The following is a 14,985-nucleotide window of genomic DNA, read 5'->3' as shown; positions in this document are numbered from 1 at the left end:
TTGCTCCGACAATTTGGGTGGCGACTGTAGGGACGGCCGTCATCAAGCATTGAGACGGGTACTTCCAGGAAGGTGGAAATGGCGTCTGCAGCAGCACGCATCGACGATGCGCCAGCAATGTAGACGGCATCTACTGCAGCCACTGCGGCACCTCCTCTCCTACGATCCGAATCTGCACGGGTCCACGTCTGCGCTGCTCGTCAATGACCACGATAGTGGCGATCTGATCGTCTGGAAACGCGTCGCCAGTCTCGCCACAGGGTCCGACAACTTCGGACGCCCGCACTGATGACTTCACGCCCCACCAGCTGCGGCATAGGGTGGTCGGCGTGGCTGACGCACCCGGCACCGCGCTTGCGGAAATTTTGGCCGAACACGGTCCACTGCACCAGGACGACATCGCACGACGGCTACGCGAGCGCGGCATCGCCGATCCGGATGAGGCGCTGCAGGAGCTGCACCTCGAAATCGAGTTCCCGGCAAGACAATTGGTCGACGACCGGTGGGTGTGGCTGCCGACGGTGCTGCCCGGGCGGGTGTTCACCCACCGGCTGAGCGCAGACGAGTTGGCCCACGACATTCTCAACGTCTGCCCCGATCTGGAGCCGACCACCACACTGTGCGAGTACGAGCAGTATCAGCGGTTCGCCGACGGGTCGCCGGCGCGAGTCGTGATGGTCGACTACGACGACGAGTTGCTCGAAGAGCGCGGCATCCCAGACGAGGCGGTCCCCGAAGGGGGCGTGCTGCTGTTGACCGCGGGCGCGCTGGCGCGATTGGGCATGGCCGAAGGCGATCTGGTCGGCGTGCGGTTCGCCGAGCAGGGATTCGCGGTCGAGCGGGTCAGCGACGTCGCGGATGCCGACGTGGGCCAGCGACTGGCCGCGATGCTCGACGCCGACGAGCCCACCGACATCGGCGCAGCGGTATGGACGGCGTGCATCGACGACCCGGCATTGTTCACCGAGCCGCTGCCGCCGCTGTCCGAGATCATCGACGACCTTGGGCTGGTACGCAGCCTGGATTCGTTCGCACCCGCCGGGTTCGATTTCGACCGTTGGCGTTTCGAGCAGCGCTGCGAAATGCTGGCCAAGCTTCACGACCTCGACATCGAGGATGCGGCCGCGCTGTACACGCTGATCGAACTGTACCAGGGAATAGCGCAGCTGCTCGATGCGGAGCAGTCACCTGAGTTGCCCGCATCGGTCGGCGAGATCGGCGCCGTGCTTGCCGACCCCCAGCTCGCTGAGCTGCTCGTGACCGAGACCGTCGACATGTACGACGACGGGGCCGCCGCGCTGGGCATGCTCGCCGAACTGCTGGAGCCCACGGTGCCCCGCGCGGCGCGGGTGGCGTGCCGGTGGCTGCGCGCGGTGGCGCTCGAGCGCATCGGCGACATCGAGGCGGCCGAACGGGAGCTGTTGGCCGCGGAGTCGATGGATCCGGACTGGCCGCTGCCTTTGTTCGATCTGGCACACATCGCCTCCGATCGCGGCGACTCCGAGCGGGGTTTGGCGTTGTTGCGCCGCGCCGGCGCCGACCCGGACGACCCGCTGGTGGAACTGCTGGAGCAGCACCGCGCCGAGCCGCGCTCCGACTTGGGTCGAAATGAGCTGTGCTGGTGCGGTTCTGGGCGCAAGTACAAGAAATGCCACCTGGGACGCGAGCAGCTGCCGTTGCCCCAGCGGGTGCGCTGGCTGTACGCGAAGGCGATCCAGCATGCGCTGGCCGGCTGGGGCGAGCTGCAGGCCGAGGTGGCCTACGAACGTTGCCGCCACATCGACGGTGATCTCGAGGCAGTGCGGGCGACAATGAACGACCCGCTGGTGCAGGACGCCGTGCTGTTCGAGGGCGGCGCATTCGCGGATTTCCTCGAGGTGCGCGGATCGCTGCTGCCCGACGACGAGCGGCTGCTCGCCGAGCAGTGGCTACTGGCGGAGCGGTCGGTGTTCGAGGTCGAACGGGTGCAACCCGGCCACAGCGTCACGCTGCGCGACGTGCGCACCGGCGACATCCAGGAGGTGCAGGAGCGCACGGCCAGCCGTTCGCTGAAACCCGGACAGCTGATCTGCGCCCGCCCGATACCCGTCGGGGACGACACCATGCAGTTCTTCGGTGGGCTGGAACCCGTTGCGCTGCATGAGCGTGACCGGCTGATCGACCTGCTCGACACGGAACCCGACCCGGTGACGCTGGTGGCGGAGTTGAGCCGCCGGTTCGTACCGCCGACGCTGATCAACGCCGAGGGCGACCCGTTGGCGATCTGCGAGGCTACCGTGCGCGTCAGCGACCCGGACCGCATCGAGGCCGCGTTGGACGACACCTATGACCGCGTCGACGCCGACGAGCCGCAGTGGTTTGAGCACGTGGAAATCGAAGGGACACAGCGGCTTCGGGCCTCGATGAGCCTCCAGGGCAGCACGCTGGACGTAGCGACCAGCAGCGAGAAGCGGATGGACCGGGTGCTGGCCACCTTGGCGCGGCTGGATCCCGAGATGAAGGTGCTCGACGATTTCCGCCGCCCGGTGCGCGACGCGCGCGACGCTGCGGAGCTGGCCGAGGAGTTTGGTGTCGGCGACGACGAGTTCGATGACGACGATCCGAAAGTGACTGCGGCCCTTGAGGAATTCATCCGTGGCTACGAGAGCAAGTGGCTGGATCAGCCCATTCCCGCGCTCGACGGCCACACCCCGAGGCAGGCCGCCGACGACCCGACCCGGCGCGGTGACCTGATCAAGCTGCTGGACAGCTTCCCGTCCGACGCAGCGGGCCGCGGGGGTATGGACGTCGACCGCTTGCGCGCCGCGCTGGGGCTGTAGCGAGCGGCTTTTCAGCCCGAAATCCGGCCGCCATCAACCCGTATGTCCACGACGGACCGGTGGTCGGCTCGGCAGCGGAATCCGACTGCGCGTCACACCAGTCTCAATAGTCACGGTCCGGGACCACTATGCAATGTGCCCGCCTCATAGCGACAAATCCATTGTGTGCCTTGAGTTGTCGCTGAGAGGCGGGCAAATTGCGCACCGCCGGCCGACAGATTCGTTTGGCAGAAGTGATTGCATCGAGGACGGGGACGTCGTCGTCAGCGCCTGCTCAGCGCTTTGCGCGACGTGGCCTTGGCTGAACGGTTCCGGGAAACTCCCTTGACCTTCTTCGCCACCCGCACCGCTGGACGGTCGACCGGTCGGACCTCGAATGTCAGCCCAACTGGTGCGAGCATGTTGACAAGCGCGTCAAGACTGAACTTGTCGATTTTCCCGTTCAGCAGATCCGAGACTCGGGGCTGGGTCACATGAAGACGCGCGGCAGCTTCGGTCTGCGTCCATCCTTCTTCCCGGATTCGCTGCTCGATGGCGATCACCAACAGGCCGCGCGCGGTGAGGTTGGCCGCCTCCTCGGGGGTTTCGGCGAGGTCGTAGAACACGCTGTTATCCATGTTTGCCTCTCGATAGCGTTTCCCGGCGGCGGAGTTGTGCCAAGCCATCAGATGGCTTCGGATCGACGCCCATCGTATATCAGAACGAATATAAACGGGTTGAGCGGACGATTTTCTTTGCAACAGACTGGAATACGACGGAGCGGATGCTACAACCAAGCAGGTAGCAATGGGACTCGCAGCAGGTCCGCCGCCTCCTGGACGGCACGACGATGGAGCGTCTACCAGTACGTTCCTAGCGCTACCACTGACGCAACTACTGCCGCCTGCTCTGCGCTTTGTGGCTTGTGGCCTCGTCTGCGGGCGACGGCTCACAACGGCTGAAGCGCGGAGGAGTTTCCGTCGTTTCCATCCCGACACTGCTGTTGGCCGTCGTAAGCTCCGGGCATGCGCTCTGGGCGTTATGCGGCCGCTGTGACCGTGAGCTTTGTATCGGCTGGCGTAATGGCGGCTGGTTGCACCACGATCGCCGGAACACCCGTGGCAGAAACCGATAGCGCTCCAATCACTTCGCTGGCAACGACAACATTGACCCCAGCGGCGCCCACCGGGAAGCCAGTGGGTACCGCAGTGATGAAGGTCAGTGGCGGTAGCGCACCCGTAACAATCCGGTACCGGATCAACGCAGGCCCAGAGCAGACCGAGACCAACGTGGCGCTGCCGTGGGAAAAGCAGTACACCGTCTACAACGAGGTGGAGTCCGAGGTAACCGCCGACGGCGGCGACACAGACCTCACCTGCTCCATCATCATGGACGGCGACAAGCTGGCCTCATTCAAGAGCGAACCCCGGCCTACATGCAGCTTCGCCTACTACGGTTAGACGTGCGGTCCAGTGATGGCAGCATCGCTACTCGGTGTCCGTCAATGACGGATTCGCTTGGGGTAGTTCGTATTACGCTCTCGAATGCATCGAGACTGCCCGCACCGCCATGCGCGGGATTTGGCAATTCGTCCGCTTACGTCAAGTGACGCAGGCGAACACGGCCACGGGAATGATGACGATCGCTGCGGTGAGCGGTGTTGCGAGGTACCCGATGAGGATGCCGCGTCCAACCTGTGCGGCGTTATTGCCAAGCAGCAGTAGCAATCCTGCGACCGGCAATACAATCGCGGACGCAACCCCGAAGGAATACAGCGACAACAAGACGTACGGTGTCCACACCCAAGTGACGGTCGCGAAGACGGCGACGGTCACCAGGGCAGCGACGAAGCCGGTCGGACCGTAGCGCGGCGCCACCGGTGACTCCTGTGCGCCAGCCATTAGTCGCCGGGCTCCAGCCACGGCAGTAACCATAAGGCGTAGGCGGCCGCGCCGACGAAGACGGCAATTCCGGCCCCTGCGATGCTCATACCAATGGCGCGGCGGCGCGGTGGTTCCTTCGACCGCGCCAAGTACCCGCCGGCCAGCAACGAAATTGCCGTACCAACGGTCGCCCCGGTGAGCACCAGAGACCCGAAGGAGTCACGCCCACCAAGCGGACCTTTCGACAACACCCACATCGCGCCTGCTGACAGCGCCAACACCACCTGAACGGTGACCGGTACAAACCAAGTGGCTACTCGCCATACCCCGGTGTCCGGCAAGCTCATCTGGGCATCTTCCGGCATCGACACGGACGTTTGTCTTCGTTCATCAGTCATGCCCAGACCCCTCCGCCGCTAGGTGGTGGCGGCACCGACGGCGGCGCGGTGACCGGACCGAACGGCGTGGGCGGCAGCGGTGCGGACACGTCGTAGCGAGGATTCCACCCACCTCGGTCAAACGGCTCGAACGCGCGTCCCCCAATGCCGACATCATGGTGGAACGGCAGATTCAACGCCGGTCCCGCGCTGCTTCCCGACTGCGCCGGGTCTATCAGCACCGTGTGTGTGCTGCCGTTCGGCATGTCCTGATAAATCTCCATCGACGGGTAATCCGTCCGTGTGCCGTCAACGTGCACGCCTCCCGGTCCTGGGGTAAAGACCAGATCACCGTTGACAGTTGCGCGATGGTCCCCAATCGGTCCCTGCGGATTCGTCGCAGCGCCCGGAGCGAACGGGTTTCCGGCGTCGTATTTGATCCGTACCGCTCCATCCGGGGTCTGCGTGACGCTGCCCTGAGGAACGCCAACCTTGACCTGACCCGGCGAGCCATCAGGATTCATTTCCACGGATGGATTCTGGCGCATCACCACGATGCCGTGCTCGTAGTCGATGTACGTCGACACCTTCGTGTTCTCAGGGTCGAAGTGTGCGTCCGGACCTCTGTTGTTGCCGAGGTCGCGCTTGTTCGGCGGAAAGCTTGTGACATCGTGTTGCGGAATCCATTGCGACACCCGCACCACTCCTTGCCCTGGCACCGGGTTGATCTTGACGACGCGGACCTCCGATGGCGTGCCTTTGAAGTCGGGATTGTAGGTGTGCGGGTCCAGGGCAGCCGCCATCTCCCAATCGTTCGCGCTGACCGGAGAGCGCCCGTAGAGCTGCTTGAAGGCTTCCTCCTGATTGTGCTTGCGGTCACCGTCCGGAGTGGCGCCGCCACTTTCCTTGTGGTCGTCGACGAGCTGCACGTGCCCGTCGGTACCGCCACCCAGCTCGGGAAGCTTGGTTTGGTCCAACCCCTCGGTTTGCGCGAGCAGCTTTCGCCCGTACTCGCGGTCCATCCCGAGGAGCTGTGCCGCATGGGTTTGGATGTCCTCGGCGTGTGACTTGGCTTGCTGTGCGCGCATGTATTGCTCGCGAGCGGCGTAAATGTCGTCGCGCGAATATTGCTTCGTGTCGGTGACTGAGAGGTCACTGCCGACGACGAACCCATCGTCGCGGGCGGACTGAATGGACGACAGGGTTTTTAGGCGCAACCCATCGAGCTGGTCCTTGCCGAACGTCGCCGTGTCGGCGGCGGCGTTGAGCTGGTTCGAGGCGCCGCGGACGACGAACTGAGCTTTGTCGGCGGCACCTTGCGCGGCGTCCGCGCCTACCCCGGTCCATTCGGTGCCGCCTGGACGCTGGACATCGCGGGCAAGCTGCGTGAAAAACCCGTCCCACGTTTTCGCCGTGGCCCGCCAGCGTGCACCGGCGTCGCATAGCGGAGCGGTGGTGTAGTTTTCCACCCACTCCAGCGTCGGCACCTCTCCGAGCAACGACATTTACACAACCTGATTGGCGAGGTGGTCGGCACTGGACTGGTCCTGCCTGTCGTACTTCGCGGCAGCAGCCGTCAGAGTGGCCGCCAACGCTGTGGTCCAGCCAGCGAACGACGATCCCGCCGCGCTGCATCGAGAGTCGACCGCCGCACAGGCCGATCCGATTTCACTGGGGGACCCCTGCTGCGCGGCGCCGCCTGGGGCGGTGACGGTCAAGGTTTCAGCGTTGGTGTCGCAGGTCTGTGCCAACGCACGCAAGCCCGCGGCGGTGACGCGCAGCGGCTCGGACGCGGACATGAGGGAATTGTATCGGGGGTTAGTTACATCGCTGATGCACAAATTGACGGGCGCAATTGTGTGCAGGCACACGGAGCCGAACTGCACCGAAAAGACAGCTGTAACGAGTAATCGAGAGTTCACGGAATGGCGTGGCGGATGGGGCGGCGGTCACTGCCGAAATATGCGTGCCTTGGTCGCAAAGACGCGCGTCAACTCCCGTAAACGTGCAAGCCCTGGGCCGCCGCCGTAGCAACCTCCCCACGCAGGTCCGAGATCGGTGTACTGCCTCGTATCAGGATTGAGTTCGCGAGCAGGATGACGTAGGTATCCGAGCCGGGGTCCATCCACAGCGAGGTTCCGGTAAAGCCTGTGTTGCCGAAACTTCCGACGGGAAAGATCCTGCCTCGCGGCTGGGAATAGGCCGTGTCGATATCCCAGCCGAAGCCAAAAAGGTTTTGCCCCTTGATCGCCGGATAACGCGGAGGGTCTGTCTTTGCGCGGGCCTCGTTCGCCGCTTCGATTTGCCCAGCGGTATGTCCGGGCTGCTGCGGAGTCGTCATCAACGCCAATGTCGCTTGCTTCAGCGGAAACTCGCTCGGACGGCCCGCGAGCCGATCGAGCAGGGCCTGCGCGTAGATGCCGACATCGTGCGCCGTCGAGAACACACCGGCATTCCCGGCTACTCCTCCCATGCGGCGCGCCGTCGGGTCATGCACGGTGCCCCGAAGCAGATATCCGTAATCGGGATTCTGGCTTGGGTCGCCGCTGTTTTCCTCGTCAAGTGCAGTCGGTGCGACGCGCGGCAAAAGGCTCGTGCTCCATGTCCCTGCCGGGCAAGCGTGCTCTTGCGGCCCGGGCGCCCACGCAATCGCCGCTCCTCGCACCGCGTGCGGGCCGCAGGCTTTGGCCGGTGGTAGATAGCCGCTGTCTGTCATGCCAAGCGGCGCAAAGACATTGCGCTGAACGTAGACATCTTCTGGCTCGCCGGTGACCTTCTCGAGCAGCGCGCCCAGCAGAATGTAGTTGATGTCGGAGTAACGGAAAACCTCGCCGGGGCCGGACTGTAGCGACGTGGTGAGCGCACGGTGAATGCCTTCGGCTTTGTCGGCGCGGCCCAGTCCCCACGGGTCTTGAAGGTTGACATCTATCCCTTCGCCCGAGGTGTTCGTGAGCAACATGCGCACGGTCACCTTTGCACGCTGCGGGTCGTTTGTCGTATTGAAGTCGGGCAGATACTTCTGTACGGGATCGTCGAACGCAACCTTGCCTTGTTCGTAAAGCTGCATGAGGGCGGTCGCCGTTGCGAGGCACTTTGTCAGCGACGCCAGGTCGAAGATGGTGTCCTCGGTCATCGGCTCGCCGTCAAGCGTGCGAGAGCCGAACGCCTTCTGGAAGACGACACTTCCACCATGCCCGATCGCAACCACAGCACCTGGTAGCCGTTCTGCCGTAATCGCATCGGTTATCAGCTTGGAGACTGGCGCGAAGTCAGGGCCGCCAGCCGGCGTCGGCGTTGCCGGCGCGCTGCCGCCTACTGTTTTGTGCGCTGCACAGCCGGCCGCAGCGAGCGTTAGCAAAACAGCAGCAAGAGCCGTCCGCAGTTTCATGTCAACCGGTTTCGCCACCGCGCAAAGCGACTCGTCGGAACCTGCATCGCGGCCATCACCGCGCTCATCGGCGACGCCACCGACTTCGCGCGGGTCGCAGGCTCAGCGGCAACCGGCGGTGCCGAACCTTCCCACCACGTCGGCTCCAACAGCGCCGATGTCACCGGAAGAGCCTTCTCGACGCTTCGCCGCCCCCATCGGCTCGCGCGGTCGATGGCCGCGACGGAGGGCGCCAGGTTCGCCGGCGACAGGGTCGGCCCGAAGCGGACAAGATGATCGGCGTAGGGCAGGTTGCGCATCATCTGCAATTGGACCGCCTGGGTGATCGGCACCAGCCACAGGTGCCGCGGATCCCATTGCGGGTGAAAGCAATCGAACGCCAAATAGCACGCGTTGCGGGTGCCCAGCCGGCCGTCGCGAACACGCTTCCACGCCAGTTCGACGGGCACGTTATTGGCCGTGCCGCCGTCGACCAGGGCCGCGACGTCCTTTTCTTCGCAGAGCTCGTCGAGCAGAGGGATCATCCGCGGGTCGCTCGTTTCATGGTGCAGCACACCGGGAATGGCCGACGAGAACGACGCCGCGTCGACGACGTCGAAGTCGCGGGCCGGGTCGTCGCCGCCGATGACGATCGGCTTGACCACCCGCAGGTCGATGAACGCGGCCACTTGCCACATCCGAGCGCCCACCTGTGCACCGATGCCGATCGGGCGAAACGGCATCGCCCGCAATTGCAGCGCCGCCAGTTCGGGACGGCGAAACCGTGACGGCAGCGCGGAATACGGCTGCTTGCGCACGCCGGCGATCACGACGTCGAACGGAATTGCCAGCTCGGACATGCGCATTCGCTGGCCGTCCTCGCGGCTGAGCATGGCGGCCGCGAACTGATCGAAGCGCAGCGCGAACATGCCGGCCAACCCGTGGCGTCGGCGCAGCCGTTCGGGCCCGAGGATGGCGCGGTATGACACCGTTTTCGCCCAGGCGATGTAGTCCTCGATCGGCACCGGCAGGGCCCGGCTGACAAGGCTGCCCAGGATCGACCCGAACGACGAGCCGATCATGTAGTCCGGCACGTGGCCGGCCTCCAGCAGCCGCTGCATGCCGCCGATGTAGACGAAACCTGCTCCCCCGCCGCCGCCGAGGACGGTGACGAGCTTCTTGTAGCCAACTTCGGCGTCCAGTTCCGCGGCGGAGAAGTCGTTGCTGTGGCGCTCGATGAGGACTCGGCGTTGGTCGTCCTGGTCAGCGGCCAGACATGCCAGCGCATCGCGTGCCGTCGTCAGCGCCGTGATCGGATCCGGCTCCTCGCGCAGCGGTCCGAACAGCGCGTCGGCGACCCGGGATCGCCACGGCGCGATTTCCGCGCCGACGGAGATGTCCCCGCGCCCGCGGCTGCCGCCCGGCCCCGCCGCGCCCGGTTCGAAGTCGGCGAGCCGGGCGAAGTTGAGGATGTAGCGCAGCTTGCGCAGCTCGTCGTTGCTCAACACGTCGGGGTTGGCGAGGTGGTGGCGGACGAGCCGGTTTTCCATCTTCTGCAGCAGCAGGGCCGGCTCGGCCGGTGGCAGCTCGGCGAGGTCGGAGTCGACGACCTCTTCCTCGAGCTCCTCGACGGCCTCGAGCGCGGCCTCGCGGCGGCCGAGGCGACCGAGCACCCTGTCGGCGAACGGGATCTGCATGAGGATCAGTTTGGTCGGCGGGTCGAGGTTGCTCCCGACTCAGGCGGCTCAACCTCCGATGGATGGCGAACGTCGACGAGATCACCGATGATCTGAAAGTCGCCGGTGTTGTGGGTGAGCAGCGGGACGCCGTAAATGTTTGCGGTCGCAGCGATTACGAGATCGATTGCGCGACGCCGCGGCTGGCCGCCCCGGTTACTGACGGCCGCTGACAACCGACTCCACTCTCGAGCGATATCTACCGTGATCGGAAACGGGTCAAACGCGGATTCAATTGCACCCAGCCGTTGGGTTCGAACCGCCCGTTCATCGTCGTCGCCGGCAACGAGGACACCGAAGTGGAGTTCGGCTACCGAGGCGACGCTGATCGCGGCTTCGACGTGCGGAGGCGGTTGCTCTCCGATAAGCACGGAGGTGTCAAGGACTGCGCGCATCTGCTACTCGAACGGGTCGGTAATCGAACCGGGAAACCGTTCGAGGTCTGCGCCAAGCGTTTTCGGGGCGGGTCCGCGCCAGACCGCGCGCAATGCTGGCCCGCTGACCCATCGCCTCGGCATGGCCGGGCCAAGCTGCGCAACCGGGCGGCCGGCGACGGTGATTGTGATCTCTTCGCCGGCTTCCGCTCGGCGCAGCACCTCGCCGACGTTGTTGCGAAGTTCTTTCTGGGGAATGGTGGCCATGGAACGATGGTAGCAGAACTGCTACCTAATGGTGTGCCGCCCGCGCGGCGCATCATGGAAGGGTGCGGATCGGAGTCGGGGTTTCCACCGCGCCCGACGCCCGGCGGGCCGCGGCGGAGGCGGCAGCGCACGCGCGCGACGAGCTCGCGGGTGAGGCGCCGTCGCTGGCCGTGCTGTTCGGATCGCGAGCCCACACCGACCAGGCTGTCGACGTACTCAAGGCGGTGCAGGAGACGGTCGAGGCGCACGCGCTGATCGGGTGCATCGCGCAGGCGATCGTCGCCGGGCGCCGCGAGATCGAGGATGAGCCGGCGGTGGCGGTGTGGCTGGCGTCCGGCCTGACCGCCGAGACATTCCAGATGGAGTTCATCCGCACCGACACGGGCGCGCTCATCACTGGTTACCAGTTCGACCGCACGGCACACGATCTGCACCTGCTGCTGCCGGATCCGTACACGTTCCCGGCCGACCTGCTCGTCGATCACCTCAACGCAGATCTGCCGGGTACGACGGTCGTGGGCGGGCTGGTGAGCGGTGCGCGGCGGCGGGGCGATACCCGGATGTTCCGCGACCACGAGGTGCTGAGCTCCGGCCTGCTCGGCGTGCGCCTGCCCGGCGTGCGGTGCGTACCGATCGTGTCGCAGGGCTGCCGGCCGATCGGCTATCCCTACATCGTCACCGGCGCGGATGGCTCAGTGATCACGGAGCTGGGCGGCCAACCTCCGCTGGTGCGGCTGCGGGAGATCGTCGCGGGGATGCCGGCCGACGAGCAGGAATTGGTCAGTCGCGGCCTGCAGGTCGGGATCGTGGTCGACGAGCACCTGGCGGCTCCGCGCCAGGGGGACTTCATGATTCGCGGGCTGCTCGGCGCCGACCCATCGACCGGCGCGATCCAGATCGGCGAGATTGTCGAAGTCGGCGCGACGGTGCAGTTCCAGGTGCGCGACGCGGCCGGGGCTTCGAAGGACTTGCGATTGACCATGGAGAGTGCTGCGGCGGAGCTGCCGGGGCGTCCGGTGGGCGCGCTGGTGTTCACGTGTAATGCGCGGGGACGACGGATGTTCGGGGTCGCCGACCACGACGCGTCGATGATCAGCGACCTACTGGGCGGGATTCCGCTGGCCGGCTTCTTCGCCGCTGGGGAGATCGGCCCGATCGCGGGCCGCAATGCGCTGCATGGATTTACCGCGTCGATGGCGGTGTTTGTCGAATGACCTGCTAAGGCAGCGGACGCGGGCGTTTGGATGAGCCGTGGCTAATCAGCACGCGGCCTACCTACCGCGCGTCGCGACGACCGCATCAACCAAAAACTAGATATCGGTCCTACCGCCAGATGTTCCACGCGAGTGCGCTATCTTCCACATATGTAGACTGCCTCTGCTTCGTGTAGGCACCCGGCTAATGCGGATGCCCTCTGGATGGATTGAGACGCCACTCGAACGAACAGGAGTGATCGTGGACCGAGCGCTGTACGCGTCGCATCAGCTATGTGCCCCAAGTGATTGCGACGACGACGCCACGTTCGGCGCGAAGTCGCTGCCGGCATCGCTCATAAAGGCGGGAATTCGAGAGTCATCTTTCCCAATGTTGCTGCATCGCAGCAAATTCAAGCTAAAGTTGGCAGCTATTGAGCCGTACGTCGTGGACGTGGCTGGACGCATAGCTGGCCGCAACAGCGCGACGCCTTCCGTGGGGGAGGTTGCCGTGGTTCACCCTGGAACCTGAGGGGAAAACGTGGGGACGGGGAAAAAACAAACTCGCTTGCACATCGTCCTAAGCGATTGTCTGGAAGACCTCGCTGAACTATGCGACGTCGCCGATAGCGGGTGCTGGGTTCCAGAGATTACCGGACGCTTTCGTTGTCGAGCATCCGGAGACGTTCGCCCTGATGATGAACTTCCAGTGTTTAAGTTGCGTCGATGGGCGTGGTTAGTTGCAAACGGTTATGCACACGATCCTGCGCTAGCGAAGTCCGTCGAATTGCAGCGCGATTGCGGTACGAAGCGCTGTTGCAACCCGAAGCACGTCTCACCACTGTCAAAGAGACCACCCACACGTGGAATGCACACAGAAGTAGAAATGGATCCATGGATACGCGTCGTCCATGACGATCTAGACGAGATAGCAGCGATGTGTGAGATAACAGCAAATGGCTGTTGGCTTACGCCGACAAATAAAGCTGTCCGTTGCAGGGCGCCTCATGATCGGCGGCCAGTTCTCGATCTGCCGAAGATTCCTCTCCACCGTTGGGCTTGGATAGTGGCACACGGCCATACTGCGAATTCTGTCCCGAGCTACCTCATTCAGATTCGACGTCGTTGCTCTAACAAAAACTGCTGCAACCCAATGCATCTCTTTCCAAGCTTGTCGGGCGGGGAAGAATTGACAGCGGAAGAAGCAGCCGCTGTCATAAAGTCCGGCTCGGTAGCGCCAGTCGTCGAGACGAGTTCCCTAGCGGTAAGCGGTACTGCCGATCGCCAAAAACACAGTGGTCGACTGGTTTTGGACGACAACCTCGCGTCAATTGCAGCGCTATGCCAGATAGATGACGAGGGTTGCTGGCTAGCCCCGATCAGCGGCCCCGTGGCCTGTCGGGCCCGGGGTGATGACCGCCATCACCGCGATCTTCCGAAGTTGGCGCCGCATCGTTGGGCTTGGATGGTCGCTCACGGACGCGGCGTGAACCTATTACCAGGCAACATGTTTCATGTTAGGCGGCACTGCAGCAAAGAACGATGCTGTAACCCTGATCATCTGTACTTAACGGCGCACGACGGTCGGGAGTTGTCGCTGGACGAGGCCGAGACTTGGCTTCGGTCGGGGCGGACACGTTGGCAGGATGCACTTGGCAACACCGGCTGCTGCGAGTCTAAGGCCGTGGCTGAAACACCTCCGGGCCGCAAAACGATTCTGCCTCTCCACCGGCAGGACTACCTGTCGGAGCGTCGCGCTATAAAGAGCCGCATAGCCGAGAGGAGGGAATGCAATATGACGGAGGACAGCTCTTTTCATGACCTACAGCCTCGCTCTTGGCTCGATGCGTTTCCGTGGCTGAAGGGGGTGACCAAGCCGGAATCGTCCCCGTGGTGGAACGAACCGACCAATAGCCCAGATGCCACGATTAGGCGCCAGCGCATTGCCGCGATTTCGGAGCTCGCAATGGAGCGGCTGACGCGGTGGACGATTGGTCAGATCTTCCCTGGCCTTCCGCCCGACCTCGAGCTACGGAGACTCCAACTGCCGACCCGAGCCGCCAATGTTCTGGGTCGGGAGGGTTGCGTCCTTGCCGCCGACCTATCCAATGTCGCTCTCGACTCGATGATGGATTGGCGGCAGATCGGTGTCGGGACGGTCGATGCGATCCTCCAGGCGCTAGCGGACGCGTCGACGTCGGTCGCCACACCGATGGTCACCAATGACAAGCGCTTTTCCCGTACTCATTCGCAGGCGTATGACGCATCAAACGTCCCGGGCTGGCTTGCATCCGTCATGGATGACTTCACCCGGATCGCATACTGGTATGTCACGCTCGGTGTACCAAGTCAAAGGCTGCTGGAAGCACAACTTCCATCTGGTATGCCGGATGAGGTCGCAAAGGCACGCCAACGCCTCAAGGACCTCAGCGCTATCGACATACTCAGTGAAGACCAGCTTGGGCTCGACGTCGCCACGCTGTTTGACGAAGCACTGAAGGTGCTCGATCCGCGGGCGGTTCAAATCCTCAGCGAGCGCCTCTTTGCTGACGAAGCAGTCACACTCGACGAGATTGGCCGCCGCCACAACTTGACGCGTGAGCGGGTCCGGCAGATTGAGGCCAAGGCGCGCGGCACGATGCTGAGCACCATCTCCGAGAACGTCTCACTTGCCAACATGGCTGAGGCCACCCGCACACTGATCGGTTTGATCCTGCCACTCGACGAGCTCCTAAGACTAGTTCCGTCGCTCGGCAAGCGCGTTGACTCAGTCGGCCAACCGGCGTGGCGCCTGCTCGATCGACTAGATGACGCTTACGAGATAGAAGACGGGTGGTGCGTAGTCCCAACAATGACCGCAGCGCGGGAGGTGACGCAAACAGAGCTTCTCGAGCGGGCTGACCAGTACGGTGTCGTCCGTTTGGACGACCTAAACCTGATCCAGCTCAACGCGATCGAGCGTCGTCATGAGTTTCTCCTATGTCAAGCCG

13 protein-coding genes are annotated in these 14,985 nt (G+C 64.0%); 4 read left to right on the top strand and 9 right to left on the bottom strand.

All coding sequences use genetic code 11. The features are described from left to right. The first annotated feature begins 320 nt into the window (after positions 1–320). Positions 321–2,819 (top strand): SEC-C metal-binding domain-containing protein, encoded by a 2,499-nt coding sequence (locus tag MFM001_RS16205; protein WP_371685553.1) that lies wholly within the window; start codon positions 321–323, stop codon positions 2,817–2,819. Positions 2,820–3,082: 263 nt separating this feature from the next. Here the strand turns inward: MFM001_RS16205 and MFM001_RS25235 are convergent, their stop codons facing one another. Next, positions 3,083–3,484 carry a helix-turn-helix domain-containing protein gene (locus tag MFM001_RS25235; RefSeq protein WP_371685552.1) on the bottom strand — a complete coding sequence of 134 codons (402 nt, stop codon included), beginning with the start codon at positions 3,482–3,484 and terminating at the stop codon, positions 3,083–3,085. A 510-nt stretch (positions 3,485–3,994) separates the two neighbouring features. Here MFM001_RS25235 and MFM001_RS16195 point away from each other — a divergent pair. Further along, positions 3,995–4,258, top strand: coding sequence for a hypothetical protein (locus MFM001_RS16195; protein ID WP_371685551.1), 264 nt, complete (start codon positions 3,995–3,997; stop codon positions 4,256–4,258). Between the two features lie 141 nt (positions 4,259–4,399). On the opposite strand, the gene MFM001_RS16190 is transcribed toward MFM001_RS16195, so the two are convergent. The 8 genes from MFM001_RS16190 to MFM001_RS16155 all read right to left on the bottom strand — a co-directional run bounded on the left by MFM001_RS16190 (position 4,400) and on the right by MFM001_RS16155 (position 10,802). Continuing rightward, positions 4,400–4,675, bottom strand: coding sequence for a hypothetical protein (locus MFM001_RS16190; protein ID WP_238159236.1), 276 nt, complete (start codon positions 4,673–4,675; stop codon positions 4,400–4,402). 23 nt (positions 4,676–4,698) lie between these two features. Next, positions 4,699–5,028 (bottom strand): hypothetical protein, encoded by a 330-nt coding sequence (locus MFM001_RS16185; protein WP_116376313.1) that lies wholly within the window; start codon positions 5,026–5,028, stop codon positions 4,699–4,701. Between the two features lie 47 nt (positions 5,029–5,075). Next, the gene (locus MFM001_RS24900) at positions 5,076–6,563 is read right to left on the bottom strand and encodes a hypothetical protein (RefSeq protein ID WP_238159235.1); all 1,488 of its coding nucleotides are present in this window, start codon (positions 6,561–6,563) and stop codon (positions 5,076–5,078) included. Beyond that, entirely contained in the window at positions 6,564–6,857 is a 294-nt protein-coding gene (locus MFM001_RS16175) for a type VII secretion target (RefSeq protein WP_116376312.1), read from the bottom strand. 191 nt (positions 6,858–7,048) lie between these two features. After that, on the bottom strand, positions 7,049–8,446 hold the full coding sequence (locus MFM001_RS16170; protein ID WP_116376311.1) for a serine hydrolase: 1,398 nt from the start codon (positions 8,444–8,446) through the stop codon (positions 7,049–7,051). After that, complete coding sequence (locus MFM001_RS16165; protein ID WP_116376310.1) at positions 8,443–10,122, bottom strand: patatin-like phospholipase family protein; 1,680 nt, start codon at positions 10,120–10,122, stop codon at positions 8,443–8,445. Before MFM001_RS16165 ends, MFM001_RS16170 begins: the two co-directional genes overlap by 4 nt. 5 nt (positions 10,123–10,127) lie before the next feature. Further along, positions 10,128–10,556, bottom strand: coding sequence for a PIN domain-containing protein (locus MFM001_RS16160; protein WP_116376309.1), 429 nt, complete (start codon positions 10,554–10,556; stop codon positions 10,128–10,130). 3 nt (positions 10,557–10,559) lie between these two features. After that, positions 10,560–10,802 (bottom strand): type II toxin-antitoxin system Phd/YefM family antitoxin, encoded by a 243-nt coding sequence (locus MFM001_RS16155; RefSeq protein ID WP_116376308.1) that lies wholly within the window; start codon positions 10,800–10,802, stop codon positions 10,560–10,562. 62 nt (positions 10,803–10,864) lie between these two features. On the opposite strand from MFM001_RS16155, the gene MFM001_RS16150 reads away from it, so the two are divergent. Further along, entirely contained in the window at positions 10,865–12,016 is a 1,152-nt protein-coding gene (locus tag MFM001_RS16150; protein ID WP_116376307.1) for an FIST N-terminal domain-containing protein, read from the top strand. A 1,774-nt stretch (positions 12,017–13,790) separates the two neighbouring features. Continuing rightward, the coding region (locus tag MFM001_RS24500) for a sigma factor-like helix-turn-helix DNA-binding protein (protein WP_160118021.1) at positions 13,791–14,985 on the top strand (1,195 nt) is incomplete at its 3' end.

Origin of the sequence: Mycobacterium sp. MFM001, from assembly GCF_003402475.1 — a bacterium.
GTDB lineage: Bacteria > Actinomycetota > Actinomycetes > Mycobacteriales > Mycobacteriaceae > Mycobacterium.
This window is presented reverse-complemented; position numbering and strand designations above follow the sequence as displayed.

Excerpts from the sequence above, each read along its gene's own strand:
- MFM001_RS16160 (WP_116376309.1), bottom strand. The coding sequence starts at position 10,556 with ATGCGCGCAGTCCTTGACACCTCCGTGCTTATCGGAGAGCAACCGCCT.
- MFM001_RS16170 (WP_116376311.1), bottom strand. The coding sequence starts at position 8,446 with ATGAAACTGCGGACGGCTCTTGCTGCTGTTTTGCTAACGCTCGCTGCG.
- MFM001_RS16155 (WP_116376308.1), bottom strand. The coding sequence starts at position 10,802 with ATGGCCACCATTCCCCAGAAAGAACTTCGCAACAACGTCGGCGAGGTG.
- MFM001_RS16175 (WP_116376312.1), bottom strand. The coding sequence starts at position 6,857 with ATGTCCGCGTCCGAGCCGCTGCGCGTCACCGCCGCGGGCTTGCGTGCG.
- MFM001_RS16165 (WP_116376310.1), bottom strand. The coding sequence starts at position 10,122 with ATGCAGATCCCGTTCGCCGACAGGGTGCTCGGTCGCCTCGGCCGCCGC.
- MFM001_RS16185 (WP_116376313.1), bottom strand. The coding sequence starts at position 5,028 with ATGAGCTTGCCGGACACCGGGGTATGGCGAGTAGCCACTTGGTTTGTA.
- MFM001_RS25235 (WP_371685552.1), bottom strand. The coding sequence starts at position 3,484 with ATGGCTTGGCACAACTCCGCCGCCGGGAAACGCTATCGAGAGGCAAAC.
- MFM001_RS24900 (WP_238159235.1), bottom strand. The coding sequence starts at position 6,563 with ATGTCGTTGCTCGGAGAGGTGCCGACGCTGGAGTGGGTGGAAAACTAC.